The 25580-nt window shown below is 46.4% G+C and carries 22 protein-coding genes, 1 tRNA gene and 2 pseudogenes; 13 read left to right on the forward strand and 12 right to left on the reverse strand.

Annotated features, from left to right (window positions below; genetic code table 11):
- Positions 1–50: 50 nt before the first annotated feature.
- Positions 51–710 carry a hypothetical protein gene (locus C8R14_RS02350; RefSeq protein WP_011634655.1) on the reverse strand — a complete coding sequence of 220 codons (660 nt, stop codon included), beginning with the start codon at positions 708–710 and terminating at the stop codon, positions 51–53.
- A gap of 248 nt (positions 711–958) precedes the next feature.
- On the opposite strand from C8R14_RS02350, the gene argS reads away from it, so the two are divergent.
- The 3 genes from argS to C8R14_RS02365 all read left to right on the forward strand — a co-directional run bounded on the left by argS (position 959) and on the right by C8R14_RS02365 (position 4177).
- A complete protein-coding gene (gene argS, locus C8R14_RS02355; protein WP_011634654.1) occupies positions 959–2719 on the forward strand; it encodes an arginine--tRNA ligase in 1761 nt (586 codons plus the stop codon).
- A 23-nt stretch (positions 2720–2742) separates the two neighbouring features.
- Positions 2743–3408 carry an SPOR domain-containing protein gene (locus C8R14_RS02360; protein WP_011634653.1) on the forward strand — a complete coding sequence of 222 codons (666 nt, stop codon included), beginning with the start codon at positions 2743–2745 and terminating at the stop codon, positions 3406–3408.
- 115 nt (positions 3409–3523) lie between these two features.
- On the forward strand, positions 3524–4177 hold the full coding sequence (locus C8R14_RS02365; RefSeq protein ID WP_011634652.1) for a thiol:disulfide interchange protein DsbA/DsbL: 654 nt from the start codon (positions 3524–3526) through the stop codon (positions 4175–4177).
- Between the two features lie 9 nt (positions 4178–4186).
- Here C8R14_RS02365 and C8R14_RS02370 read toward each other — a convergent pair whose 3' ends face one another.
- On the reverse strand, positions 4187–4870 hold the full coding sequence (locus tag C8R14_RS02370) for a hypothetical protein (RefSeq protein WP_011634651.1): 684 nt from the start codon (positions 4868–4870) through the stop codon (positions 4187–4189).
- A gap of 18 nt (positions 4871–4888) precedes the next feature.
- Entirely contained in the window at positions 4889–7057 is a 2169-nt protein-coding gene (locus C8R14_RS02375) for a RelA/SpoT family protein (RefSeq protein WP_011634650.1), read from the reverse strand.
- Between the two features lie 355 nt (positions 7058–7412).
- Between C8R14_RS02375 and C8R14_RS02380 the strand changes: the two are divergent.
- Together C8R14_RS02380 and C8R14_RS02385 are read left to right on the forward strand one after the other, a co-directional pair.
- Positions 7413–8113, forward strand: a pseudogene (locus tag C8R14_RS02380) (IS5 family transposase).
- Positions 8114–8362: 249 nt separating this feature from the next.
- A tRNA-Leu gene (locus C8R14_RS02385) sits at positions 8363–8449 on the forward strand.
- Between the two features lie 272 nt (positions 8450–8721).
- Here the strand turns inward: C8R14_RS02385 and C8R14_RS02390 are convergent.
- Positions 8722–9110: pseudogene (locus C8R14_RS02390) on the reverse strand (transposase); the annotation flags it as partial.
- A gap of 535 nt (positions 9111–9645) precedes the next feature.
- Between C8R14_RS02390 and C8R14_RS02400 the strand changes: the two are divergent.
- The gene (locus tag C8R14_RS02400) at positions 9646–10083 is read left to right on the forward strand and encodes an Hsp20/alpha crystallin family protein (protein ID WP_011634646.1); all 438 of its coding nucleotides are present in this window, start codon (positions 9646–9648) and stop codon (positions 10081–10083) included.
- A 382-nt stretch (positions 10084–10465) separates the two neighbouring features.
- Positions 10466–10657 (forward strand): entry exclusion lipoprotein TrbK, encoded by a 192-nt coding sequence (gene trbK / locus C8R14_RS02405; RefSeq protein WP_041353518.1) that lies wholly within the window; start codon positions 10466–10468, stop codon positions 10655–10657.
- Between the two features lie 104 nt (positions 10658–10761).
- On the opposite strand, the gene gatB is transcribed toward trbK, so the two are convergent.
- The 3 genes from gatB to gatC all read right to left on the reverse strand — a co-directional run bounded on the left by gatB (position 10762) and on the right by gatC (position 14075).
- Positions 10762–12198: an Asp-tRNA(Asn)/Glu-tRNA(Gln) amidotransferase subunit GatB gene (gatB, locus tag C8R14_RS02410; protein ID WP_011634645.1), complete on the reverse strand. Its 1437-nt coding sequence runs from the start codon at positions 12196–12198 to the stop codon at positions 10762–10764.
- A 64-nt stretch (positions 12199–12262) separates the two neighbouring features.
- Positions 12263–13723, reverse strand: a complete 1461-nt coding sequence (gene gatA, locus C8R14_RS02415) for an Asp-tRNA(Asn)/Glu-tRNA(Gln) amidotransferase subunit GatA (protein WP_011634644.1) — start codon at positions 13721–13723, stop codon at positions 12263–12265.
- A 64-nt stretch (positions 13724–13787) separates the two neighbouring features.
- The gene (gene gatC, locus C8R14_RS02420; RefSeq protein ID WP_011634643.1) at positions 13788–14075 is read right to left on the reverse strand and encodes an Asp-tRNA(Asn)/Glu-tRNA(Gln) amidotransferase subunit GatC; all 288 of its coding nucleotides are present in this window, start codon (positions 14073–14075) and stop codon (positions 13788–13790) included.
- Positions 14076–14237: 162 nt separating this feature from the next.
- Here gatC and C8R14_RS02425 point away from each other — a divergent pair, with 162 nt between their 5' ends.
- The 6 genes from C8R14_RS02425 to C8R14_RS02450 all read left to right on the forward strand — a co-directional run bounded on the left by C8R14_RS02425 (position 14238) and on the right by C8R14_RS02450 (position 21039).
- Complete coding sequence (locus tag C8R14_RS02425) at positions 14238–15299, forward strand: rod shape-determining protein (RefSeq protein WP_011634642.1); 1062 nt, start codon at positions 14238–14240, stop codon at positions 15297–15299.
- Positions 15300–15661: 362 nt separating this feature from the next.
- Positions 15662–16552 carry a rod shape-determining protein MreC gene (gene mreC, locus C8R14_RS02430; protein ID WP_011634641.1) on the forward strand — a complete coding sequence of 297 codons (891 nt, stop codon included), beginning with the start codon at positions 15662–15664 and terminating at the stop codon, positions 16550–16552.
- Positions 16524–17075 (forward strand): rod shape-determining protein MreD, encoded by a 552-nt coding sequence (gene mreD, locus C8R14_RS02435; protein WP_011634640.1) that lies wholly within the window; start codon positions 16524–16526, stop codon positions 17073–17075. Before mreC ends, mreD begins: the two co-directional genes overlap by 29 nt.
- Positions 17072–18949, forward strand: a complete 1878-nt coding sequence (gene mrdA / locus C8R14_RS02440) for a penicillin-binding protein 2 (RefSeq protein WP_011634639.1) — start codon at positions 17072–17074, stop codon at positions 18947–18949. The genes mreD and mrdA overlap by 4 nt, the downstream gene beginning before the upstream one ends.
- Before the next feature lie 22 nt (positions 18950–18971).
- Positions 18972–20081 carry a rod shape-determining protein RodA gene (rodA, locus tag C8R14_RS02445; protein ID WP_011634638.1) on the forward strand — a complete coding sequence of 370 codons (1110 nt, stop codon included), beginning with the start codon at positions 18972–18974 and terminating at the stop codon, positions 20079–20081.
- A gap of 4 nt (positions 20082–20085) precedes the next feature.
- Complete coding sequence (locus tag C8R14_RS02450; RefSeq protein ID WP_011634637.1) at positions 20086–21039, forward strand: septal ring lytic transglycosylase RlpA family protein; 954 nt, start codon at positions 20086–20088, stop codon at positions 21037–21039.
- A gap of 102 nt (positions 21040–21141) precedes the next feature.
- On the opposite strand, the gene C8R14_RS02455 is transcribed toward C8R14_RS02450, so the two are convergent.
- The 5 genes from C8R14_RS02455 to C8R14_RS02475 all read right to left on the reverse strand — a co-directional run bounded on the left by C8R14_RS02455 (position 21142) and on the right by C8R14_RS02475 (position 25352).
- Positions 21142–21732, reverse strand: a complete 591-nt coding sequence (locus C8R14_RS02455) for a hypothetical protein (RefSeq protein WP_041353517.1) — start codon at positions 21730–21732, stop codon at positions 21142–21144.
- Positions 21729–22379, reverse strand: a complete 651-nt coding sequence (locus C8R14_RS02460) for an SCO family protein (protein ID WP_011634635.1) — start codon at positions 22377–22379, stop codon at positions 21729–21731. The genes C8R14_RS02455 and C8R14_RS02460 overlap by 4 nt, the downstream gene beginning before the upstream one ends.
- A 40-nt stretch (positions 22380–22419) precedes the next feature.
- Positions 22420–23031, reverse strand: coding sequence for a c-type cytochrome (locus tag C8R14_RS02465; RefSeq protein ID WP_011634634.1), 612 nt, complete (start codon positions 23029–23031; stop codon positions 22420–22422).
- 64 nt (positions 23032–23095) lie between these two features.
- Positions 23096–23704, reverse strand: coding sequence for a cbb3-type cytochrome c oxidase subunit II (locus C8R14_RS02470; protein ID WP_011634633.1), 609 nt, complete (start codon positions 23702–23704; stop codon positions 23096–23098).
- Positions 23694–25352, reverse strand: a complete 1659-nt coding sequence (locus tag C8R14_RS02475; RefSeq protein WP_011634632.1) for a cbb3-type cytochrome c oxidase subunit I — start codon at positions 25350–25352, stop codon at positions 23694–23696. Before C8R14_RS02475 ends, C8R14_RS02470 begins: the two co-directional genes overlap by 11 nt.
- Positions 25353–25580: the final 228 nt, after the last annotated feature.

The following is a 25580-nucleotide window of genomic DNA, read 5'->3' on the forward strand; positions in this document are numbered from 1 at the left end:
TTCCTGGCAAATTTTTTTTACGTTTCTGCTCTTCTCCAAGGGCTACTCAGTTAAAGAGGCGGAGTTTTGGAGCGTTTGCCTCTTTTTGTTTTGTAGCGATAAATCAAGAGGCCAATCAGGAACACGGGCGTTATGAACAGAAATGCCGTCAGTAACCCGATCGCCAGAATGGTGACGCCATCGCTTTCCGGAAGATAGATTGTTACGAACCATACACCAGCCATGGCAAAGAGCAAACCACCCAGCAATAAAATGATTTTTCCTTGATCATAGGAGTGCCAGAGTCCTTTTGATACTCTGGCTTCACCGACATAATGATCAAAGACCTCAGCCAGGCTATGATCACCGGGTTTTGATTCATAGCCCAATGCGAGTGCCAGCGCTTCATCACCATCCTCCAGTACAGACATTTTTCTGACGAATACAGCCTGCTTTTTGGCGCGGTTGGATTTGACACCATCCTTGACCATCATATGGTACAGCGCTTGAAATGCCTTTTCTTGTGCATCTGCTGTGGTTGCTTCGTATTGATCATAAAACTGCTGCATGACACCAACGAGATAAAGCTGAATAGTCAAATTTTTGAATTGCGGTGCAAAATCATATTTTTTATCTTTAACAAGCGGCAGTTGCTCTGCTAAAATTTCTTTTGTGTGCTTGATGCAGGCATCAAGTATCTCTTCCTCGAATTTTTCTTCTGTATTTTCCATTGTGAGCCGATCAGGATTTTCGTCCTTTGCGATAACAGTTTTAATTTCTCATTATATACTGGCTGGATAACACATGAAATCCACAAATCCTGAAAAGTAAAAGTAAGTCCAAGGAAGGTTCGAGCAAATGGGGAGCCTTTGCCAAGGCTCTCCGGGCAGGTTTTCGGATTCAATCTGTTCATCAAAACACGCAAACAAGTTTGCAGGCAAGCCGTTATAATGCGGACTTACCGAAATACTTTCCTGTCATGGCTACAACAATTCCCTTCGATTTTAGATCTCATTGTGTACAGCTGCTTGCTCAAGCAGTGAAACAAGTTCTTCCAGAAGAAACAGAGATACACATCGAGTTGCAGCGCCCCAAACAGATGGATCATGGCGATTATTCCACTAATCTGGCCATGAAACTGGCTAAACGTTTACGCCGGAATCCACTTGAGCTGGCAAAGGTGCTGATTGGAGCCTTGCCAGATTCTCCTTATGTGGGAAAAACAGTTGTTGCTGGTGGCGGGTTTGTTAACTTTTTTCTGAAGAAAACAGCGAAACAGCAATTTTTACTTACAGTGTTGCAGGCGGCTGATTCATTCGGACATAGTAAACTGGGGGCAGGAAAAACCATCCAGATTGAGTTTGTATCCGCTAATCCGACCGGGCCGTTGCATGTTGGCCATGGTCGTGGGGCAGCGTTTGGTGCCAGCCTGGCCAATATTATGGCTGCGGCAGGATATGCTGTTACACGCGAGTTTTATGTTAACGATGCCGGTCGCCAAATGGATATTCTGGCTTTGTCAACATGGCTGCGTTACCTTGATTTATGTGGTATCGCTCTTCCGTTTCCCAGCAATGCTTATCAAGGGCGATATGTTGTTGATATGGCGCTGGAAATACATAGGATACACGGCGATCGCTATGCTCATTACTCTGATTCTCCGACGCAACAGCTGGCTGAAATCAATGCTAAAGCGGCTGCTGACGGAGAAGACGAATACCTGGACAATCTTATCACCGCGGCAAAGTCTATTCTTGGTGAGGATTATGCCTATCTCCACAATTTTGTTCTGACGGAGCAGTTGAATGATTGCCGAAATGACTTGATGGAATTTGGTGTCGAGTTTGAAAACTGGTTTTCAGAACAATCATTGTTCGATAGCGGGATGGTAGCGCGTGCTGTACAGTTGCTGGATGATAAAAAGCTGCTGTATCGGCAAGACGGTGCGCTTTGGTTCCAATCTACCGGATTTGGTGATGAGAAAGATCGGGTTGTGCAGCGGGAGAATGGTCAGTATACATACTTTGCATCTGATATTGCCTACCACCTCAGCAAATATGAACGTGGTTTTGATTACATGCTGAATATTTGGGGTGCGGATCATCATGGCTATATTTCCCGGGTAAAAGGCGCTATTGAAGCACTGTCTCTTGATTCAGATAAACTTGAAATAGCGCTGGTTCAGTTTGCTGTCCTGTATCGGGATGGCAATAAAATTTCCATGTCCACCCGGTCGGGGGAATTTGTTACATTAAGACAATTACGTCAGGAAGTGGGTAACGACGCAGCCCGTTTTTTTTATGTGCTGCGTAAAAGTGACCAGCATCTGGATTTTGATCTTGATCTGGCCAAATCACAAAGTAACGATAATCCTGTCTACTATGTGCAATATGCGCATGCTCGTATCTGCAGCGTACTTGAGCAGTGGGGAGGGGCAGTGGATATATTTGGCAGGGCAGAAACGGAATTGCTAACTAATCCAGCTGAGTTGGTGCTTCTACAGAAAATAATTGATTTTCCGGATACTATCGAAGCAGCAGCAAAGGAACACGCTCCTCATCTTATTGCATTTTTTTTGCGAGAATTGGCAAGCGAATTTCATAGTTACTACAATTCGACGCGTTTCCTCATTCCGGATGAAGCGCTTAAAATAGCAAGATTGGCGCTGATTTCAGCCGTTTGCCAAGTGTTATCAAAAGGGTTGTCGTTGCTGGGGGTAACTTCGCCCCGCAAGATGTAGCTGAATGGAATACGGAAAGATTGATGAGTCGGGATTATAAATCCAGAAATTCGGTAAAAACACGAAAGAACGGTAGTTCTTTATGGCTTGGCTTATTTGTTGGCTATACCTTGGGCCTGGTAAGCGCTATCGGGGTGTGGCTATACATTAGCCAGGCTCCCAGCCCATTCCTTACCCAGGGGAAAGAGACTCAGAGCCAGTCATCCGGGAAGTCCGCACGGCAATCGTCGCCGCCGTTATCAGCAGAAAAAAAGATCCCGCCCCAGACAAATCAGGCGGAAACGAGTGGATCACGCTTTGATTTCTATAAAATCTTGCCGGGGATTGAGGAGCCTCCAGCCGAGGATACATTCGATCTTGCGCCACTGCCGCCAACTGCTGCGGTAACCAAGAAAACTCCGGAGAAATTGCCCGAAAGAATACCTGAAAAAGCTGCTGTGACCAAGGACCAGTACTACTTGCAGGCGGGTTCCTTCAAAAACGCTGGGGATGCTGAGAGAATGAAGGCTGAACTCGCTATGCTGGGCATTATTGCTTCGGTTCAGCTCGGAAGATCTGATAGTAATGTGCTTGTACACCGCGTACGGGTTGGCCCATTTACTAAAATGGAAGAGCTGGACAGGGTTCGTGCCTCACTACAATCAAACGGGATAACGACAAGTCTTGTTCGCGCAGCGGGCAACAACTAGGCACTGAATAACAAAGATCTCCAGCTGATATCGTTGTGTTGTTTGAAATAAGCTGGCTTTCTAGTATAAATTCCGTGAATATTCTTTCTGTCACTTTGAAAACGAGGAAAATTGGATGAACGTAAAAAAAATTATCTGCTTTCTCTTGGGTTTTGTCGCTATAAACCTGGCAGGAATTCTAACTGTTCATGCAGAAATCATTGAAGGTAAGGATTACAAGGTGCTTTCAACGCCTCAGCTAACGGAAACCGAATCACAACAAATTGAAGTCATCGAATTTTTCTGGTATGGCTGTCCTCATTGCAGTGATCTGAATCCCTATCTCGGCCGCTGGCTGGAAAGCAAGCCGGCTGATGTTGAATTTCGGTATGTTCCAGCAATTTTCCGTAATAACTGGGCACCTGCAGCCAGGCTTTTTTACGCAATAGAAAGTCTGGGTCTTGGTGAGATACTTCATGACAAGATCTATCATGCCGTCCATCATGAAAAAACAGATTTGTCAAAAGAGGAGACTCTGTTTAACTGGATTGAACAGCAGGGGGTTGAGCGCGATAAATTCATAGGTGCTTACAATTCATTTACTGTACAGAATCAGGCAAACAGAGCTGCTCAAATAACACGGCAATACCAGCTTACTGGTGTGCCGGCTCTGGTGATTGATGGCAAATATCTGACCAGCGGGAAAGCAGGTGGTCTTCCACAGGATACAATTTCGGTTCTCAATCAGTTGATTGAAAAGGTTCGTGAAGAAAGGAAAACTCGGCAGTAATACCGGCTTTTATTCCCAGGATGGAGGTGAGATTCCGTAAAGAATCGCAAATTGGATTGCTTTTTCTTCAAAAGCTTTTCTGTTGTCTTGGAGGCGTTCATAGGCAAACAACACGTCCCATATCGCACGTGTGTTGGTGCTTGCCTCTGCTTTATTTTGCAGACTGGCGATAAAGTGATTTATCTGTTTCAGCTCAAGTTTGATACTTTCCCGGGTCATGGAGGAAAAAAGTTTTGCAAGCTTTCTGAGCCCGTCGTTATCAATTTCCTGTACGTTGGAAAAATCAAGCAATATGTCGCCAGGAGAGCTGCGGCTACACTGGATAATCATATTAGCAGGTAATGTTTCTGCAGTAATTTTTTTCGGTATCTCAAATACAATTGGATTACTGGCTGCTTCTTCATTAAACCATCGAGTGTATTTCTGTTTCAAACCAGCAGATAGAGATACACCTGCTATATTTTTATATAATCTTTCTATTTTAGCCAAGTCATTTACCCGGTCAGTTGCCAGATAAAACATCGCCAGTAATTTCCACCCTGCTACATCTTCTACTTGTTCATTCTCCAGTAGTGATTCAAGTGCTTGCATCTTTATTTGTGTTTCATTAACTATTCGCTGAATCTCCTCGACAGGATCGGGGGGGATTGCCCCGGGTGAGGTGAAATCAAGCAACAGGTTATCAGCACTCATTTTTATAGAGTAATTAATTTATTGGTTTCTGATGCGCCCCATTTTGACTATTTCACCGATATGCTTCAGTCTGCGGAAAATTTGTGCAAGATGTTGACGATCCCTGGCCTGCAGGATAAAGCGCATCGTGGTGTAATCTTTGTCATTTTCCAACGTTATATCGTCAATATTTGAGTCAGCTTTAGCAATCTCTGCGGTTACTCTGGCCAATACCCCGCTTTTATTTACTACCGTCATGAATATATTGACCGGAAAGGTTCTGTCAATATTCGTTCCCCAGATAACGTCCAGTTGATTGTCTATGTTTTTATGATCCTTGATTCTGATTACTGCAGAGCAATCTTGTGTATGAATCACCAGCCCCTGATCTTTTTTAATCAATCCAACGATGCCGTCACCGGGTATAGGGTAGCAGCATCGTGCGAATTTGACTGCCATTCCCTCGGTTCCGAGTATGGTGATAGAGTTGTTGCCTTCAATATTTGATATAGATTCACCTGACGGGGTAGCGAGACGTTTAGCTATAACTGCAGCAAGCTGTTTTCCCAGAGCAATATCTGCCAAAAGTGCTTCCTTGGATTTAGCCCCGCTCTCTCTTGCCAGTTTTTCCCATTGTGAAGGCTCGATAGCTTCCGCGCTCGTACCAAAGGAATGCAATGCCTGATTCAACAGGCGTTCTCCAAGCCTGATCGATTCATCGTATTGAATGGTTCTCAGAAAATAGCGAATACTGGAACGTGCTCTGCCAGTTGCAACATAGGATAGCCAAACAGGATTTGGTTTGGCTGCAGGTGCAGTAATAATTTCCACGCGATCTCCACTTCTCAGGCGGGTGCGAAGCGGTGTGATTTCACCGTTGATTCTGGCTGCTACGCAGCAATTCCCGATATCAGTATGCACAGCATAAGCAAAATCTACTATGGTTGCGCCTCGTGGTAACGTTAATATCTTGCCTTGCGGAGTAAAAACATATATTTCTCCTGGGAATAGATCAACTTTGAGATGCTCCAGAAATTCCAGCGAATCGGATGAGTCATTCAAGGTCTCCAGCAAACCTTTCATCCACTGATTGGCTTTCATGTACAAATCATCCATTGCAGTGTCACTGCCCTTGTTCTTGTAAAGCCAGTGTGAAGCAACTCCGGCCTCAGCAATATGGTGCATTTCTTGGGTGCGGATCTGGATTTCTATCGGCAATCCATAAGGCCCAAGTAATGTGCTGTGTAATGATTGATAGCCGTTTGGTTTGGGGATGGCAATGTAATCTTTGAACTTTCCAGGGATGGGTTTGTATAGGCTGTGGAGGGCTCCAAGCGCCACGTAGCAAGATGAAACATCTTTAACAACCACTCGAAAACCATAAATATCCAGTACATCCGAGAAACGAAGATGTTTCCCTGCCATTTTCTTGTAGATACTGTACAAATGTTTCTCGCGGCCGGTTACCATGGCATCCAGCCCGGCTTCCTGTAAGCGCTGTTTGGTTGCTTCCAGGATTTTTCCAACTACCTCCCGGCGATTGCCTCTTGCTGCCTTGATTGCCTTGAGCAGAACCTTATAGCGGGTTGGATAAGAAAAACAAAACCCCAGCTCCTGCAGTTCCTGATAGATATTCTCCAGGCCAAGGCGATGTGCAATCGGCGCGTAGATCTCAAGCGTTTCTCGTGCAATACGGAGCTGTTTCTCTTGTGGCATTACCTCAAGTGTGCGCATGTTGTGCAGACGATCGGCCAGCTTGATCAATATGACTCGTATATCTTGTGCCATGGCCAGCAACATCTTGCGGAAATTTTCCACTTGCATATCTGCTTGAGTTTGGAACTTGATCCGATCGAGCTTGGAAACGCCATCTACAAGCTCAGCTACGGAAGAACCAAATCGTTTGCTGATTGCTTCCTTCAGGATACCGGTATCCTCCACCACATCGTGCAGCAGAGCGGCAGCGAGCGTTGTCGTATCCAGATGGAGTTCACCCAGTATTCTGGCGACTGCAACAGGATGAGAAATATAAGGTTCGCCGGATTTTCTGAATTGGCCGGAGTGTGCTTCCTGACTGAAGAAATAAGCATTTTTAAGTAAAACCATATCTTCAGACTTGAGATATTGAGATACCTCGTCAAAAAGCAGCCCCGCTTTTGATGTAATAACAGCGGAGTCATTTAAGTCATACAAAATAGCTTCTGACATGAAATTTTAAAATTTTTATGTATGAAATGATTTTTGTCGGCCGTGAACCGCTGTGCTGTGAGGACTATTTCTAATCCAAAGGATTAATTTCAAGCCCGCAGGTCACCTCTCTGTCTATGTGCGGCTATATCAGCCATGCATTAAGCTAACTAACTACATTGAGTGCGAAGAATCTTTACATAGGTTGATCTCATCGCCCAGCCATAATCTTAATTTTTAACATGCCCTTTATAAAAACGCTATTAATTTAACTACTTGGGGAAATTTTAGGGCCTGTTCCTGTTTGATCCCAAGCTATTAATTTAAAGAAGCAAGTTCGTATCGTTATAGCTCTCACCAGCAACACGAGCTTGCAATGCTCCGATTATTGCTCAATGCTGAGCTCTGGTCGAAGCTACTGGCCATTTTGCTTCACAACCACCTCTACAACAAGCAAGATTTGCTGTATAACTGTCGAAGGCATACTGTACCGCAGGTACCGGTTCATTCGGGAGCTGGAACAAGGTTTATAAACAATTCACCGCCTGGCCTGCCAGTGGAAAATGGCTCAAGGTATTTCAGGCTCAGGTGGTTGAGCCGGACATGGAGCAGACTCTCATCAATGCTAGCTATATCAAGGCTCACCAGAGCAGCAAGGATAAGGCAGTCGGGAAAAGCCGGGGCGGTGCAAAATTCACATGGCGGTAGATACCCACGGACTTCCCCCATCGCATTCGATATTACCGGTGGTCAGATCAATGATTGCACACACGCATCGGCTTTGATCCGGGCTGGGCGCAGCTCAATCCATTGTTGCAGACAAAGACTATGACAATCAGGCCATACGTGATCAAATCGAACAAAAAGGTGCCAAGGCAGTCATTCCAGGGAAGGGGTAACTCCAAAACAGATAATTCAGATCTGGATCGAGGACTATACCGATACCGACACCTGGTAGAAAATATTTTCGTATGGTTGAAACAATCCTGAGCGGTGGCCCTGCGCTTTGATAAACTCAAACAAAACTACGAAAGCCTCGTGGCTACGGCCTGTGCCTTTCTGTGGTTACTAATGTGAAATGGGCGCAGATCTTGCTATTTTTCTCGTGTTTATTGCAAATAGAGCTTTTTTGATTAGATCTAAAATAAATAGATTCCCATGGCTCGCCAGAATACAGGTTGTTGAAGAAGGCGTGATCAGGATATGCTCTAGATGAGCTGGTTTAAGTTTTTTTGCTCTTGATTTTTTTTGTTATGACAGAGAATCTGGTATTGGTTGCTGTGCAAGGTAATTTCAGTGATAATTACCCTCTTGCCACAAACTAAAGCCGGGATGGCGGAATTGGTAGACGCACGGGACTCAAAATCCCGCGAGGGCGACTTCATGGGGGTTCGATTCCCCCTCCCGGCACCAAAGAATCAAAGACTTATCGGGCTGGTTAATCTTTAATCATTTCCGAAATTCCTACTTTGTTGGCTTCACTTTCTCACCTTTCCTGGTGCAAATATAGTGCTCTGTCATAGTGACGCTTGCATGTCCAAGTGACTCTTGAGCTTGTCTGATACCCCCACTTGATTCCGTTTTATCTGTTCCTGCTTGTGCTCTTAGATGTTTAGTCCCACGGTGTGCTGGTGTAAAATATAACCAACTACGGAGGGATGATTTATGGGGCAGATATTACATGGAAGCGCCCGCACGCCTTCGGTAAATGGTTCTCCGATATAGCCGCTGTCGCACAGCAGACTTTGGACCTGCCCCAAGCTCGGCCTGCAGTGCTCCAAGGCTTGCAACACACCTTTGTGGTCAGTCACTTCCGCCGCCGTCACCGCAATGGCATACGGCAAGCCCTGAGTATCGACCGCGATGTGACGCTTGATATCCAGAGACCTTCTTGCCTGCGTCATAGCCCTTCTGGCCCGCCGTGTCCGTGTTTTTAACACTCTCCGCGTCCATGATCAAGAACGTGCTGCAAGCGTTGCGCCCCTGTCTGGTACGAACCTCGCCAACGGATTGTTTTTAACGCCCGCTCCAGCAGGCTCACTCCCTGCGCATCTGGCTCGCTCCATTTGCACCAGTTTTATTGGGACTGGATAATCTTCACTGAGTCTGCTGCGCGAATTACCGCTGGATACCCTGAAAATAGATAAATATTTTATTCAAAGCATAGAACAGGATCATACGAGAGATGGTCTGATTTTGCGATTTCCCGAGCCATTATCGCGCTGGGGATAATCTTGGATTGAGTGTGATCGCGGAAGGCATGAAAACAGAGAGGTACGTGGAGTTTTTACGCAAACATCATTACTATTTACTAAAGGGTTATTATTTCAGTTGTCCATTATCAGCAACGAGGCTTATGCATTTTATAGAAGATATAGAAGAATTTGGCTCGGATCAAGCTTGGGGCAAATCAGTCGAGGGATATGACTTGAAAATACTGAAGACATACTTATATTAATGTCTGTATGTTTCATAGAGTAGAAGAAATCATCCAGGCTGGTGTTTTAGAATGATTGGAGGTATCCAGATGGATGTTTGGGTCGGGATGTCATGCGGATTAAATGACAACCTGTTTTGGTAAATGTTTTTGACTTGGTATGGAGGTTATTATGGCAATTACGCGTTATGAACCGTGGGGATTACTATCTCAATTGCAACGAGAACTGGGGCGGGTGCGTGATGATATGGCGACCGAGGAGGGTGCTTTTGCTGTTGCGGAATGGGCGCCTGCTGTTGATATCAAGGAGGAGGAAGATAAGTTTGTTTTGCATGCGGATTTACCTGGCGTAAAGCCTGAAGCAATAGAGATAACTACAGATAACGGCATGCTTACCATCAAAGGCGAGAAACAGACTGAAGCCAAGGTAGAGAAGGAAGGATATAAACGGGTGGAGCGGACGCATGGTTCTTTCTTCCGGCGCTTCAGCCTTCCAGATACGGCTGATCTGGGCGCCATTACAGCGGTAGCTAAAGATGGTGTGCTGGTTGTTACCATTCCCAAACGGGAAGCTGTTCGACCCAAGAAAATCGCTGTGTCTGCAGAATAAGTCGGATGACAAACGGGGCCCACGGGTCCCGTTTGTCTAATCAGCTGGTTCCAGTTTTTCCCTCAACCCTATGTGCCAAGATATTGAATGGATTTCTGTTTGGTTGCTGAAACTAGCTTCTATGTTACTGCAATTAATATGGTTTTTCCGGGGACTGCATTGTGGATATTTTCCGGGAAAAGAGGGTGAAACTGTTTTAAGCCACGAGAACTCAGGTAAAATGATTTGACTTGTGGTTATTAGCTGCGAGTGTTTGGCGGTCGCAGGCGTTAACGATTGAATGTCTGATTCGGGATATTGGATAGTTGGCAGCTAGTTTAACAAGCGAAAACGGTGACGTGTGCGCCAGGTTTTAACGGATTTTTATAGAGGAAACCTTTAAATGAAATTTACATACTACATCATCTGTACTCTTGGCCTTGGTGTCGCTTTAGTTGGCTGTGGTAACGCTGCTCCTGAAGTATCTCCTGAAAATTGTGCAGGAAGAGGGATGGAAAGAGCGTTGGATTATTACAAAAACAATGAAGCCGAGCGGCAGAAGTTTATTGATGGATGCGATGCGCTGAAAAAATAAGTATTAGTAAAACAGAGTTTATGCATGAAATTCAGGCTCGATCTGGAGCAGCTATCGGACCTGAATTTTTTGTTTTGAGCGGTATGCTGAATTCATCCAGGGTTTTATTCTATCAAGTGTTTTTTAAGCAGTGTATTGACCTGGACGGGATTGGCCTTGCCTCTTGACATTTTCATTACCTGGCCGACCAGGGAATTAAACGCTTTTTCTTTTCCAGCGCGATAATCGGCTACTTGTTGTTGATTTGCTGCAAGCACCTCATTAACCCATTTCTCAATTTCGCTGTTATCTGAAATCTGCCTGAGGTTTTTTGCATCGATAATTGTATCGGCACTGTTATCGTTGCTTTGCCACATACTATCAAATACATCCTTGGCTATTTTTCCTGATACGGTGCCATCCGTGATCCGTAGCAGCAATCCTGCCAGTTGTTCAGGACTGACGGGACACTGGTCAATTTCGAGTCCTTCCTTGTTCAGTCTTCCACTGACTTCTCCTATAATCCAGTTAGCACAAAGTTTAATTTGTTCCGGGAGAAATTTGACGGTTTGCTCAAAATAGTCAGCCAGTTCACGTGCCGCGGTTAGTATATTGGCATCGTAGGCGGATAGACTGAAGTCCCGAATATAGCGATTGTGTCTATCTTCCGGTAATTCCGGCAATTTCTCTCTGATCTGTTTTATCCATTCCTGGGGGATAACAACTGGCAACAGGTCGGGATCCGGGAAATAACGGTAGTCATGTGCATCTTCCTTGCTGCGCATGGTGCGGGTTTCATCCCGGTCTGCATCATATAGTCGTGTTTGCTGGACTATGCTGCCGCCACTTTCCAGAATATCAATTTGTCTTGCCACTTCATAATCGATTGCTCTTTCAAGAAAACGGAATGAATTGAGGTTTTTGATTTCACAGCGTGTCCCCAGTACGTCCGAGCCAGCAGGTCGTACTGAAACATTGGCATCGCAACGGAAGGATCCTTCCTGCATGTTGCCGTCACAAATACCGATCCAGCGCACCAGTGAATGAAGTACTCTTGCGTAGGCCACAGCCTCGGCACTGCTGCGCATCTCTGGTTCCGAGACAATTTCTAGTAAGCCGGTTCCGGCACGATTCAGGTCGATTCCTGTCTTGTCGTGAAAACCTTCGTGTGTTGATTTACCTGCGTCTTCTTCCAGATGGGCGCGTGTCAGGTGTATGGTTTTTTCTTTATCCCCTGTCCGGATGGTAACATGCCCACCTTCAACGATTGGATGTGCCAGCTGACTGATTTGGTAGCCTTTGGGTAAATCAGGATAAAAATAGTTTTTTCGGGCAAAGATTGAGGGTGAGTTAATGGTTGCATTAATTGCCAGACCAAAGCGGATAGCATATTCAACCACTTGCCGGTTTAATACTGGCAATACCCCGGGCAGGGCAATATCCACTGCGCAGGCTTGTGAATTCGGCCGGGCGCCATACGCAACGGATGCACCAGAAAAAATTTTGGATCGGGTCAATAGCTGCACATGTATCTCAAGGCCGATGACAGTTTCCCATTGCATGATCAGGTAATCCTTTTTCTTTTAGTTGCTTGATATTAACCAGAGAGCAGAGGCCTGAAGATTTTTAGCGATTCATTTCCGGTGGAGTAAGCTCATGCCAGTTTGTCGCCAGCTGGTAGCGGTGAGCCGCATTCAGCATTTGTGCTTCCCTGAAGTAGTTCCCAATAATATGTAAGCCTACCGGCCTATTTTTACTGCCAAATCCAACAGGTATCGACATACCCGGCAATCCTGCAAGGCTGGCTGCGCTGGTGTAGATATCGGAGAGATACATCTGGATAGGATCGTTGCATCTCTCGCCAATATTAAAGGCTACGGTAGGTGAAGTCGGCCCCATGATCAGGTCGCATTGTTCAAAAGCTTTTTTGAAATCCTCGGCAATCAGACGGCGTAATTTTTGAGCCTGAAGATAGTAGGCATCGTAATAGCCATGGGATAACACGTACGTGCCAATAAGAATACGGCGCTTTACTTCATCGCCAAATCCTTCTGCGCGTGTTTTTGCGTATAAATCTTCCAGATTGGCATATTGCGCGGCACGATGGCCATATCGTACTCCATCAAAACGCGATAAGTTACTAGATGCTTCGGCGGGTGCGAGCACGTAATAGACTGGAACGGCAAGCTTGCTGTTTGGCAGGGATACCTCGACAAATGTGGCGCCCAGTTTGCGGTACTCTGCCAGAGCCGCTTCTACCGCACTGGAAACGTCACTGCTCATACCTTCTGCAAAAAATTCCTTGGGTAAGCCAATGCGCAGCCCGCTCACCGGTTTCTCCAGGTCTTGCGTATAGTCTTCTTTTTCCCGCTGTAGACTGGTTGAATCACGTTCATCAAATCCGACCATGACATTCAGCAGCAGTGCAAGATCTTCGGCAGATCTGGCCATTGGTCCAGCCTGATCGAGGCTGGAAGCAAATGCGATCATACCGTACCGAGAAACCAGTCCGTAAGTAGGTTTGATTCCACTAATTCCACATAATGCAGCTGGTTGACGAATGGAGCCACCTGTATCGGTGCCCGTTGCTGCTGGAGCCAGTCTGGCTGCTACCGCACAGGCCGAGCCGCCTGAGCTGCCGCCAGGAACGGCGAGCCTGTCCCAGGGATTTTTCACTGGCCCGTAATAGGAAGTTTCGTTACTGGAGCCCATGGCGAATTCATCCATGTTGGTTTTGCCCAGATTGACCATCCCCACCTGATCAAACTGTTTCACCACGGTGGCATCATAGGGTGAAATAAAATTTGAAAGCATTTTCGATCCGCAAGTTGTCAGCCACCCGTTGGCACAGAAAATATCTTTTTGGGCGATGGGTATTCCTGTGAGCAGTGTGGATTGTCCCGTGGCAATCATCTCGTCAGCGGTTCTGGCCTGATCCAGACTTTTTTCTTCATCCATTGTAATAAAGGCATTCAAGTCAGGATTGAGGGCCTTGATCCGGGCTAGAAATTCCCCGGTGAGTTCTGTGCTGGATATTTTTTTTTCTGAGAGCAGCGAAGAGAGCTGCCTGAGACTGGCATTTAGCATGATCTGTCAGTGCGGTGGAATATTTGGAAAATTGATAAGCAGAGATACGGTTTTATTGCCGGTGTTATTCGATTACCTTGGGAACCAGATAGTATCCATCTTCAACCTGGGGTGCGATGGATTGGAATTGTATGTGCTGATCAGATTCCGTGACAATATCCTCGCGCAGTCTTTGTGTCATGTCCTGGGAATGGCTCATTGGCTTGATCCCTTGTGTATCAACAGCTTGCATTTGTTCGATGAGGCTGAATATTCCGGATAACTGGATTAGGCTTTGTTGGGCGTCTGTCTCGCTAATTTCGATACGGGCCAACTTTGCAACGCGCTTGATATCGCTCAGTGATAGTGTCATTTTTGTAGCTTTCTGTTTAAACCAAAACAGGTAATAGAGTATCATGCACACCTGTCAAACACATGTTTTTATACATTTGCGGCGTTTGCTCCAAGAGCGAAATAATGAAATACCTGCAGTGCGTGTAACATACCGGATCTGTCATACTGGAATATCGTCATTATGTTTAATTTCCTGAGCAATAACTTTCTGGGCGGCTATTTTTCGACGGATATGGCTGTTGATTTAGGCACTGCCAATACATTGATCTATGTGCGTGGCCAGGGCATTGTGCTGAATGAGCCTTCGGTGGTTGCCATACGCCACGAAGGGGGGCCGGGCGGCAAGCGCATGATTCAGCAGGTTGGACAGGCTGCAAAACAAATGCTGGGCCGTACCCCGGGCAACATTACGGCAATCCGGCCAATGAAGGACGGTGTTATTGCAGACTTCACAGTCACCGAGCAGATGCTTAAACAATTCATCCGAAAAGCCCATCCTCCCCGTTTATTTTCAGCAAATCCCCGTATTGTTATTTCTGTGCCTTGTGGTTCCACCCAGGTGGAACGGCGTGCAATCCGGGAGGCGGCTTACGGCGCAGGGGCGCGTAAGGTCGAGCTGATTGAAGAACCTATGGCGGCAGCGCTGGGCGCGGATTTGCCGGTTGAAACTCCAATTGGCTGCATGGTAGTTGATATTGGCGGAGGGACGACAGAAGTCGCAGTGATTTCGCTGGGAGGAGTTGTTTATTCCAATTCGGTACGAGTTGGTGGTGACAGGTTTGATGAGGCAATTATCAATTACATCCGTCGTAATTACGGAATTATGATTGGTGAAGTAACGGCTGAGATTATCAAATCAGAAATTGGATCGGCTTATCCGGGCTCGGAAGTCCGGGAAATAGAAGTCAAAGGACGAAATCTGGCTGAAGGTATTCCTCGCAGCTTTACAATCTCCAGTAATGAGATTCTGGAAGCTTTGGCAGAGCCGCTTAATAGTATTGTTAGTGCAGTTAAAACCGCATTGGAGCAAACGCCTCCTGAACTCGGTTCCGATATTGCAGAAATGGGAATGGTGATGACAGGGGGGGGGGCGCTGTTGCGAGATATAGACCGTCTGATTATGGAAGAGACAGGGTTGTCGGTTATTATTGCGGATGATCCGCTTACCTGTGTTGTGCGGGGTGCGGGAATGGCCCTGGATAGCATTGATCATTCGGTTGGAATTTTTGTTAGAGATTATTAATTTATTTGTCTTTCCCGCCTTCTTCCATGGTGCAAGTTGTCATATAACGTAAGGGCGCGTCGGATTTCTGGGGTCTGTTTATGTGCTGCCAATTAGCCTGCTTATATCGAATACGTAATAACCACGCCACAAATCTTGACGATTAATTTGCTAAAATGGCAAGTCTGGATAGATCGGATTGGCCTTCGTCGAATTCTTACCCTTCTCAAGCGGTCTTCAGGTACAGAATCTGTGCCTCAAGCGCGTTGGTATAGTGCTTTATTGCATATCATTTATTCAAGTTTTCGGGCTGTTATTAGTATTTTTAGCAAGTGGCATGTTCCAATCTATGGGTTTGGGATACGGAAATACTGAGAGGCGCTATGCAAACTTCTCCACAATTCTTCAAGCCAGGCTCAAATCCTCTGACGCGGATGTTTTTCTTTGTGTTGCTATCTGTCTTTATGATGATTGCAGATGCTCGTTCTGATGCAATTTCTGAAGTACGGCGTGTAATTGCGATTGTCATTTTCCCGTTACAAAAATTGGCATATTTGCCTTTTTCCTTGCAAGAAAGAGTGGAACAATATATTTCAGACTTTAAACTCATTGAAGAAATTGATCACCTCAGGCATGAATATCTGAGCAGCCGCTATGATTTTTTCCGGTTACGGGCATTGACTAGCGAGAATGAGCGTCTGCGTGCTTTACTTGGGGCTGCTAAACAAACTGAAATTCAAACTATTCTAGCGGAGATACTTTATGTACCACGTGATCCTTTCAGCCGCAAGATAACAGTAGGTAAGGGGAGCTCAAGTGGTGTCAAGGCTGGGCAAATTGTGATTGATGATCTTGGTGTTATCGGGCAGGTGACACAGATTTATCCGTGGACGGCAGAAATCACGTTGATTACGGATAAGAACCATCTGGTGCCTGTGCAAATTGAGCGTAATAGCTTGCGAACAGTAATTTCAGGTACAGGTAGAAATGGCGAACTGGAGTTACGGTTTTTATCCATTAGCACGGATATCCAGGAAGGCGACCTGCTGATCACTTCGGGGATCGGAGGGGTTTATCCACCAGGATTACCTGTAGGACGGGTGACTCATATCGAGTACGATCGTTCACATAAATTTGCACGTATTATATGTACTCCCGTGGCGGGCGTAGATCGGCACAGGCAAGTTCTCATCCTGACCAGTTCGCCACCACCTGTTACGGAAATACCAGATAACCCTGAATCCCATGCATCCCAGACAAAACGGAAAATCTAGAATCAGGCGTTATGATTACGAAATCCAGGAATTTTTATTTCCTGCAAGAAAATCACTGATTTATATCAGTTTGATAACGGCAGTTTTAATTAACCTGATGCCGTTTGATAAAGTGATACTGGTTTTGCGCCCGGATTTTGTTGCGCTGACATTACTCTACTGGAATATCTATCAACCACAGCAAGCGGGCATGAGTATCGCTTTCATAAGTGGTCTGTTCATGGATGTCATCGATGTCAGTATCATGGGACAGCATGCCATTGCATATTGCCTGATCACGTTTTTTGCCTTGATCCTGTATAGACGTTTGCGCTTGTTCAATGCCTTTCAGCAAATTCCCGCAGTTTTATGGATACTGTTATCAGGGCAAGGAGTGGTATTTTTGACCGGGATTCTGGCAGGATCGTATATTCCTGAGTGGTATATTTTCCTGGCGAGTGTAACCGGGGCGTTATGTTGGCCCTTATTGGTTTTTCTGCTGGGAATATTTCGTAAGCAGCGAATTGATCGCGATGAAGTATGAGTGATATTGTAGAGTTACGTAATCATATACGTGAAACTCGGCATTTTCGCATCAGGTTGGTGATCAGTGCGATTGGTGTCGTGGTTTTGTTCAGTTTGCTCTTTGGTCGTTTTTTTTATCTGCAGGTATTGCAAGAAGAGCACTACACGACTCTCGCGGAGGCGAATCGCATTGCTATCCAGCCGCTGACCCCTAACCGGGGGCTCATATTTGATCGTAATGGAGATATTCTGGCTCAAAATTACACGGCCTACACTTTGGAGATAATCCCCGATCAAGTTAAAAATCTTGATGCAGCTATCAATGAACTGGCAACGATCATTGAGATTACTCCCGAGGATCGGAGACGCTTTAACAAGCTGAAACTTGAAAATACAAGATTTAAGAGCCTGCCCATACGTTCCCGTCTGACAGATTTTGAAGTAGCTCGTTTTGCGGAAAATCAGTATCGCTTTCCCGGGATGGATATCAAGGCGCATCCCCTCAGGCATTACCCGAAAGGAGAGCTGGTTTCTCATGTGATAGGCTACATTGGACGTATCAGCGACAAGGATCTGGAACAGCTCGAAGCGGATAAGCGGCTAAAGAATTACTACGGCTCCACGCATATCGGGCGGATTGGTATCGAAAAAAGCTACGAAAGTGTGCTGCATGGGCAGACTGGCTTTGAGCAGGTTGAGACTGATGCTGTTGGTCGTCCTGTACGTACTTTGTCCCGTGTTGCGCCAACTGCCGGGAACGATCTTACGCTTTCTCTCGATATTGGGTTGCAGCAGGCAGCTGTACAGGCTTTTGGGGATTATCGCGGTGCTTTGGTTGCGCTGGATCCATCTAATGGAGAAATTTTGGCTTTTGTCAGTAAACCGGGTTTTGATCCCAATTTGTTTGTGGACGGCATTGACCACCTTAATTGGCGTCTGCTTAATGAATCCATAGACAGACCCTTGAACAATCGTGCTTTACGGGGTGTATACCCTCCTGGTTCCACCTTTAAGCCATTTATGGCGCTGGCCGGGTTGGAGCTGGGTAAACGCTCTCTTCATTATGCATTTAATGATCCGGGTTTTTTCAGTTTACCTGGAAGTTCACACCGTTTTCGTGACTGGAAGCCGGGAGGGCATGGCTGGGTCGATTTGCGCAAATCTCTGGTAATTTCGTGTGACACTTACTATTACATGCTCGCACATGATTTGGGTATTACCAACATTCATGATTTCATCGGGCAGTTTGGTTTTGGTAAAGAAACTGGAATAGATATTCCAGGAGAAGCTGCTGGATTATTGCCTTCTCCAGAGTGGAAAAAGAGGCGATTTAATCAAAACTGGCTGCCAGGGGATACCATTTCGGTTGGTATCGGGCAGGGGTTTAATTTGTCCACGCCACTTCAGCTGACGTTTGCAATGATGTTACTGGCTAACGATGGTAGGGCCTACAGGCCGCATTTTGTTAGACAGCAGGTGGATCATTATAAGAATTTTGTGAAAGATAATTTTGTAGAGGAAATTTACAGACTGAATCTGAGGCAGGAATATCTGGATTCTGTCAGACAGGCATTAGCAGATGTTACCCGCCCTGGTGGTACAGCATCCCGTGCCGGTGCTAATACTGCTTATACCTTTGCCGGGAAAACCGGTACTTCTCAGGTAATCAATATCAAGCAGGGTGAACGCTACAATGCCAGTAAAATTGACGAGCGGCATCGCGACCATGCGCTGTTTACAGCTTTTGCGCCTGTAGAAAATCCCAGGATAGTGCTAACAGTACTGATCGAGAACGGTGGCTCGGGCGGATCAACCGCTGCCCCTATCGCTCGCAAAGTACTGGATTATTTTTTCCTGGGAACAATGCCAGAACCGGCTGAGAAAGCAGGGTAGCGGATGAATTCCTGATCGCGAGATGATTACTCCGGATATCAAGCAAGCATGGCATTATTGTACGCGCTATATTGATAATTTTCTGCTTGCCGGGATTTTTCTGCTAATGCTGACCGGGTTGATCGTGCTATACAGCGCTACCGGTGGGAGCTCTGCCCGGGTAATCAGTCAGTTAATTAACATGGTTGTTGCATATGTAGTGATGTGGGTAGTTGCGAACATTCCTCCGCAAAGGATTATGCGCATGGCCTTTCCGCTGTATGTACTGGGTATTGTCTTGCTGATTGCTGTAGCGTTATTTGGTGAAGTGCAGAATGGTGCCCGCCGCTGGTTAAATCTGGGAATTGTTCATATCCAGCCTTCAGAACTGCTGAAAATTGCTGTTCCTCTTATGATGGCGTGGTATTTTGACAAAGCTCACATTACTCTGCGTTGGCGGGATTATGTTATTGCTGCGCTTATTCTGCTGCTGCCGGTTGCGCTTATCGTGCGACAACCTGATCTTGGGACTGCCTTGCTGATCCTGATTAGCGGATTTTATGTTATTTTTTTGGCAGGTCTGTCATGGCGTCTCATGACTGGCTTGGCTGTGGCAGTGACAGTGAGTCTGCCTTTACTCTGGTCTTTTGGTATGCATGATTACCAGCGCAAGCGAATTATGACTATGCTTGATCCTTCACAAGACGCACTAGGCGCCGGGTATCATACGATACAATCCAGTATTGCTATTGGATCTGGCGGAATTGCAGGAAAGGGGTGGTTAAAAGGTACCCAGTCTCAACTTGATTTCTTGCCTGAACCGAGTACAGATTTTATTTTTTCAGTATTCTCAGAAGAATTCGGGCTGATTGGTAACAGTTTGTTATTATCGCTGTATCTGATCGTAATCGGGCGCTGCATGGTTATTACGGCCAGTGCGCCGACACGGTTTGCACGGCTGGTTGCGGGATCAATCACCTTAACTTTTTTTACTTATGTGTTCGTCAATATGGGTATGGTAAGTGGTATCTTGCCCGTTGTCGGCATACCTCTTCCACTCATCAGTTATGGAGGCACTTCTATGGTCACCATACTGCTGGGATTTGGAATTTTAATGAGCATACATACTCATCCAAAACTTGTTAAGACTTAAAAATATGAAACCAAATTCTTATTTCCATTCTGATATTCCAAGCAGAAGTGCACTATTTGTTTTTTCTGCTGTTGTCATATTATTTATGCTCTCAGCTTGCAGTAATACTCCCAGAGTAGGGCAATCATCCGTACAAGCACACACGAAGAGCTCATCTATTGCGGGAAGTGGAGGAGGGGGCTACTATCTCGATGATGGGCCGGAAGAAAATCCCCCGGCTAATCTTGATGCTGTTCCTGATGCAGTTCCCCGGGTTGAGCCTTTAAAAACAGCAACGATGCGCCCTTATGTTGCTCTTGGTAAAACCTACACACCGATGACCACACTCAAGCCTTACAAGGAACGCGGACAGGCTTCCTGGTACGGCAAGCGCTATCACGGTCAACGTACAGCCTCAGGTGATGTTTACGATATGTATTCCATGACGGCCGCCCACCCAACCTTGCCCATACCCAGCTATGTTCGTGTTACAAACTTACAGAATGGAAGCTCAGTAATTGTTCGTATTAATGATAGAGGACCTTTCCTGGAAAGTCGCCTGATTGATCTGTCTTATGTTGCGGCTCATAAGCTCGGTGTCCTGGCAAATGGCAGTGCCCGGGTAGAGGTGGAAAGTATTATTCCGGATCGTTTCAGCAGTCCTTATTCTGTGACAACACAATCCCAACCAGATATGGCTCCAAAGAGGGTGTCCAGTAACGATACTGGTAAATTTTATTTACAGCTTGCCGCGTTTGGCTCTGCCCATAATGCTCAATCTTATCTAATACAATTAAGATCCAATTTCCCCTCAATCACTCAACAGGCCTATATCAATCAAACAAGTGGTTTGCACAAAATATTTGTAGGGCCGTTCCCTGATTTGGAGGCTGCTACCCGAACAGCGAATACCATAAGCGCTTCGGGTTCTCCGAAGCCGATATTGGTTCCTCATACCTATATGGCCGGCTCGGAATAAGTATCCCGGATACTGTAGAAAGGCTGTCAGGAAAGAAATAGTGTTTGAGTCTATCACTGAGTGGTAGTAATGGTAAAAGGAGAGAGTTAGGGTGTAAAGAAGTTACATCTCACGATGTGATGTCTGCCGGGTTTCCTGATAGGTTATGCGCCATGTAATCCATGACAGCCATACTATAGCGATTACGGCAGCCAGCCCAATCAACCAGTTGCCAAGCTGTATCTGGTCATCAAGCAGATAGGCATTGCACAGGCGCAGCGGCGATTCAGTATACAACCACCCAACCACTCCCATCATGGGCAGCATATTGCCCAGAAAGAAAAATTGCAGAATCAAACCAGCTGGACGCCATGACAGACGTAGCGCCATGCCTGCCAGAACCAATGCGGTTAATTTAGCCAACTCCATTTTTGGGTGCAGTAATGCTTGATCAAGCACACGTGGTATCATCAGCACAGCGAGCGTAACACCTGTTATGAGTAATCCGCTGATTCCATACATATTCCAGCGAGCAATAACCTTACATATTCGTGCCGGCATTCCTCCGGCAAGCAAGGCAGCTGCTCCCATCCAGAGTGGAAACTGCACCAACATGTGACACCACATGCTTTTTTCCATTGCATGACGTACGCCAGGTGTGGCTATAAACAGCAGTAAGCCTATGCCTAAAACAGCTTGCCAACACTTGTTCACAACGAAGTTTCCTGTATCTGCTTGCGTGCCAGATGGCGCGCATAATCAAGTGCCAGCTGGTGCTCCTCAATATCGAATACACGCACCATGCGTCCAGCACCATCAAATACCAGCAGAGCAGCGTTGTGCTCGTAATCGCCACGGCCATCAGGTATCACCACTACTCCAAGCTGTTGCAGCAAAGCTTGTTCCTGTTTTGCCTGTAGTACTCGAACAAAACGCCAGAGTTCTGGCCTGGCACTCAAGTTATCGGCATAAGCTCGAAGTGCAGGCGGATCGTCATGTTTGCGATCAAAGCTGATGGAAAGCAAGCGAACATTTCTCGGACGCTCGTTACCCGCATCGTTGAGCAAGGCGGTTTGTATCTGCTGAAAAATACTACCCAATGAGGGGCATACGGCCTGGCAACGGGTGTAGATAAAGTCTGCGATCGTTACAACATTCTCTTGACGTAACAGGGTCGGAAGATCCGTTTCAGCAAGATCCGGCCCTTCGATTTGTACAGGGGAGATTTCGACAGGATGCAAAGCGACTTCCAGACGGCGTGCGTCTTCATCAGTCCAGATCTGGAAATCATAAGTTAGCCAGGATGCTGCACTCCAGCCGAGCAAAATGATTAATACACTTGTAATTACAGTGCGTATCATCTCTGGTTATTAGTGCAGGTGCGCCCTTGGCAGCTTACTACTAGTGATTCTTTTCACTTAGTGCCTTCAGTGCCGCCCCACCTTCAAATGGTGTAGTGCGTCCAGCACTGGATTGCCGTTCTGTCTCGAACAGATCGGCTGAAACTGCATCTGCTTTATTACTCCAGGCGCTGCGGATGTAAGTTGCCACCCTAGCCAGCTCCGCGTCACTTAATTGCGAGAAGGCTGGCATTAAACCCTGGTATTTTTGTCCAGCGATTTCTATTTCACCACTAACACCATGTAACAGGATATTGGCTAGAATACGTGGTTCACCCTGTACCCATTCTGAGTTGTCCAGTGGCGGGAAAACGCCTGGTACACCCAGTCCTGTGACTTGATGGCAAGCTGCACATTGTGCAGCGTACAAGGTCTTGCCATCGATAACCGTATTATCACTATCGGCTGTTTGCAGTGGTCTGGAAAGATCGGCCAATGTGCGCTGATCACCATAGCGAGACGTCGTCAGTGGTTCTGACATAAATAAATATACCACACCGAAAATAACCATTCCCAACGTGACTAATGTTGTCGTCATCGGAATTGGGCGAATGATTTCTTTGGGGTCAATGTTTTCACGGACTTGGGCGCGATGGTCATCATTATCGGCCATGGAGTGTACCTCTTTGGTTGAAAAGATCATGCCTGTATGTGGCAGAGCAATTTATTGATGTCATTTAGCGATCCTTTTTACCTGCGTTTTGTGGATCCGGCGGTAATATCGGGTAACTTCGGTCGAGGGATCGTAAATATTTCACCAGATCTACCGCTTCCGGGCGAGCAACTACTACTTTCCCTGATGGTACAAATTTTGGTGGCAGCTTGACGATTATCTCGTCATCTTCGGCTTGATCTTTAACTTCAAACATATAAGGATAAGAAGGCATGGTAGAATCTGGCACATACGCACGCGGCTGATACAAATGACCTAGATGCCAGTCCATGCTTGGCTGGCGCACACCGATATTCATTAGATCTGGGCCGGTACGCATGCTGCCTAGCAAGTGTGGTTTGTCGTAATAATAGTCACCAGGCGTGGTGACCCGTCCCCAGCCGCGATCAAAATCCGGAGCGAAGCTGCGATCGCGTGGCTGTTGGGTATGGCAATACAGACAACCGTTGGCGACGTAAATTTCTCGCCCACGTAATTCTGCGCTGGTGTAAGGTTTGAGTCCTTCAGGCGGCTGAATATCACGCACCTGGATATATGGAAGCACCACCAGTGCTGCGACGGCAATTCCAAAAGTCGTTATTGCGCCAGCAGTCAGCTTAGCTTCATTTTCCATGCATCATCTCCAGTTTCATTTTCTCCGGTGCAAACAGTGCTTCCCCGGTACGATTGGGGCCGAATCGCAGTATCATGACCAGTAAATGTCCGACAAAAATCACATGGCTAAGCCACATCAGCCCACCTCCTACACTGCGCCATTCCAGGTACGGAATAGTTAGTCGTACTGAATCCATAAATTCACGTGTGGTATCGAGCATTGCAAGGCCCTGTAGCCAGCCGCCCCAAGACAGGAAAACGAAATAGATTAGGATACCGATGCTGGCTAGCCAAAAATGCAGCGAAATTAGTTTTGGGTAGGGCCATTCCCAATGTAGTACACGCGGCATCATAAAGTAGATCGCACCGAAGAGTACCATTGAGACGAAACCGTAGGCGCCAAGGTGAGCATGAGCTACTGTGAAGTGTGTAAAGTGCGCAACTTGTTGAATGCTGCGTAAGGCCTCAAATGACCCTTGCACCGATGACAGCAGATACATAAAGCCGCCAAACATCATGAATCGTAGCGTTGGCGAATAAAGTGCCAGACGCATTCTCCCCCACATGGTTCCTGCCATATTGACTGAGAATGCAACTACGGGGATGATCATCATCATACTCTGCACGATGGATAGCGTAATCAGCCATCCAGGTACCGGCCCGCCAACTAGATGGTGCCCGCCCACCTGTGCGTAGAAAAACGCCAGTGTCCAGAAACCCAACAATGAAAGATTATAGGAACGCACTCGCCGCCCGATTGTTTTGGGTAGAAAATAGTAGATGGCGCCCAAGGCGATCGGAGTAAACCAGAGGCCTAGAACGTTGTGCCCATACCACCAGTTGGTCATCGCCTGTTGTACGCCAAAATGAACACCCGGAAGTTTTCCGACGGTAAACAGCAGCGAAATCCATAATAAGGCAGCGATGTGATACCACACGCTTACATAGAGTTCATGTGCTTTGCGGTGGAACAATGTATAAAATACCGAACCAATGATACAAACCATACCTGCCTGAATGAACAAGCCGATCTGCCATGGGATTTCCAGGTATTCCATACCATCGCTCCAGCCGGAACCGATTGCGCCAATGGAGCTGGCAATTCCGATGTTGATAAATGTCCCCCCCAGCATGACCCACATTGGTCCTTTCAGTGGTGTGCGCAACAAGCGTGGCAGCAGCCAGATGATAATGCCCAGTCCAACGTTGGTGATCCAGCCATAAAGTACTGCGATCAGGTGTACTGTTCGCATGCGCCCAAAGGTCATCCAAGCCTCGGATACCAGAAAGTCTGGCCAGTGTAATTTCAGTGATGAAATGAGACCAGCTGTCGCGCCCAGTATCAGCCACATACAGCCAAAGGAAATGAACATAAAGACCGGGAAGGCAGATGAACGGTCAGCAGCGATGCGATCCTTGATCTCATCCGGGTCTTCGGCTTGCGGCTCACTGCCGTGGGAAGCGGTTATCGCCTCTTGAAGGCGTTTTGCAGCCTGATCATCCAGAGCTGGATCATCTGCTTTGCCAATTTCTCCAGGTGCAAAAATTGTGGCGGCCGCTCGTGGGTTTTCAAACAGCAATCCTTTACGCAGCGACCAGATGAATACAAGCAAACCAATGAGTGATAATAAAAAGGCTGCCAGCAAGCTCAGTAATGCACTATCCATATTGCACTCTCTCTTGATTGTGTTGCAGTTTAACTAGCAACACTGTATTAACTTGCTTGTCCTCGACACGATAGCTGCTTGCTGAGGGATTTGCAGCCTAGAAGAATATTTGGATTCTAAGCTGACTCAACTATTTTCTTTACAAATATTAGAAGCTGTCAAGTTGTTTATCGCTTATCAGGATATCCAAAGCATTGAGACTCCTGCTCAACTTATTTTTTGATCGCA

It is taken from the genome of Nitrosomonas eutropha, from assembly GCF_003201195.1.
GTDB lineage: Bacteria > Pseudomonadota > Gammaproteobacteria > Burkholderiales > Nitrosomonadaceae > Nitrosomonas > Nitrosomonas eutropha.

Excerpts from the sequence above, each read along its gene's own strand:
- C8R14_RS02365 (WP_011634652.1), top strand. The coding sequence starts at position 3,524 with ATGAACGTAAAAAAAATTATCTGCTTTCTCTTGGGTTTTGTCGCTATA.
- C8R14_RS02350 (WP_011634655.1), bottom strand. The coding sequence starts at position 710 with ATGGAAAATACAGAAGAAAAATTCGAGGAAGAGATACTTGATGCCTGC.
- gatA (WP_011634644.1), bottom strand. The coding sequence starts at position 13,723 with ATGCTAAATGCCAGTCTCAGGCAGCTCTCTTCGCTGCTCTCAGAAAAA.
- C8R14_RS02470 (WP_011634633.1), bottom strand. The coding sequence starts at position 23,704 with ATGGAAAATGAAGCTAAGCTGACTGCTGGCGCAATAACGACTTTTGGA.
- C8R14_RS02460 (WP_011634635.1), bottom strand. The coding sequence starts at position 22,379 with ATGATACGCACTGTAATTACAAGTGTATTAATCATTTTGCTCGGCTGG.
- mrdA (WP_011634639.1), top strand. The coding sequence starts at position 17,072 with ATGAGTGATATTGTAGAGTTACGTAATCATATACGTGAAACTCGGCAT.
- C8R14_RS02475 (WP_011634632.1), bottom strand. The coding sequence starts at position 25,352 with ATGGATAGTGCATTACTGAGCTTGCTGGCAGCCTTTTTATTATCACTC.
- C8R14_RS02370 (WP_011634651.1), bottom strand. The coding sequence starts at position 4,870 with ATGAGTGCTGATAACCTGTTGCTTGATTTCACCTCACCCGGGGCAATC.
- C8R14_RS02465 (WP_011634634.1), bottom strand. The coding sequence starts at position 23,031 with ATGGCCGATAATGATGACCATCGCGCCCAAGTCCGTGAAAACATTGAC.
- rodA (WP_011634638.1), top strand. The coding sequence starts at position 18,972 with ATGATTACTCCGGATATCAAGCAAGCATGGCATTATTGTACGCGCTAT.
- C8R14_RS02375 (WP_011634650.1), bottom strand. The coding sequence starts at position 7,057 with ATGTCAGAAGCTATTTTGTATGACTTAAATGACTCCGCTGTTATTACA.
- argS (WP_011634654.1), top strand. The coding sequence starts at position 959 with ATGGCTACAACAATTCCCTTCGATTTTAGATCTCATTGTGTACAGCTG.
- C8R14_RS02400 (WP_011634646.1), top strand. The coding sequence starts at position 9,646 with ATGGCAATTACGCGTTATGAACCGTGGGGATTACTATCTCAATTGCAA.
- gatC (WP_011634643.1), bottom strand. The coding sequence starts at position 14,075 with ATGACACTATCACTGAGCGATATCAAGCGCGTTGCAAAGTTGGCCCGT.
- trbK (WP_041353518.1), top strand. The coding sequence starts at position 10,466 with ATGAAATTTACATACTACATCATCTGTACTCTTGGCCTTGGTGTCGCT.
- mreC (WP_011634641.1), top strand. The coding sequence starts at position 15,662 with ATGCAAACTTCTCCACAATTCTTCAAGCCAGGCTCAAATCCTCTGACG.
- mreD (WP_011634640.1), top strand. The coding sequence starts at position 16,524 with ATGCATCCCAGACAAAACGGAAAATCTAGAATCAGGCGTTATGATTAC.
- C8R14_RS02425 (WP_011634642.1), top strand. The coding sequence starts at position 14,238 with ATGTTTAATTTCCTGAGCAATAACTTTCTGGGCGGCTATTTTTCGACG.
- C8R14_RS02360 (WP_011634653.1), top strand. The coding sequence starts at position 2,743 with ATGAGTCGGGATTATAAATCCAGAAATTCGGTAAAAACACGAAAGAAC.
- gatB (WP_011634645.1), bottom strand. The coding sequence starts at position 12,198 with ATGCAATGGGAAACTGTCATCGGCCTTGAGATACATGTGCAGCTATTG.
- C8R14_RS02450 (WP_011634637.1), top strand. The coding sequence starts at position 20,086 with ATGAAACCAAATTCTTATTTCCATTCTGATATTCCAAGCAGAAGTGCA.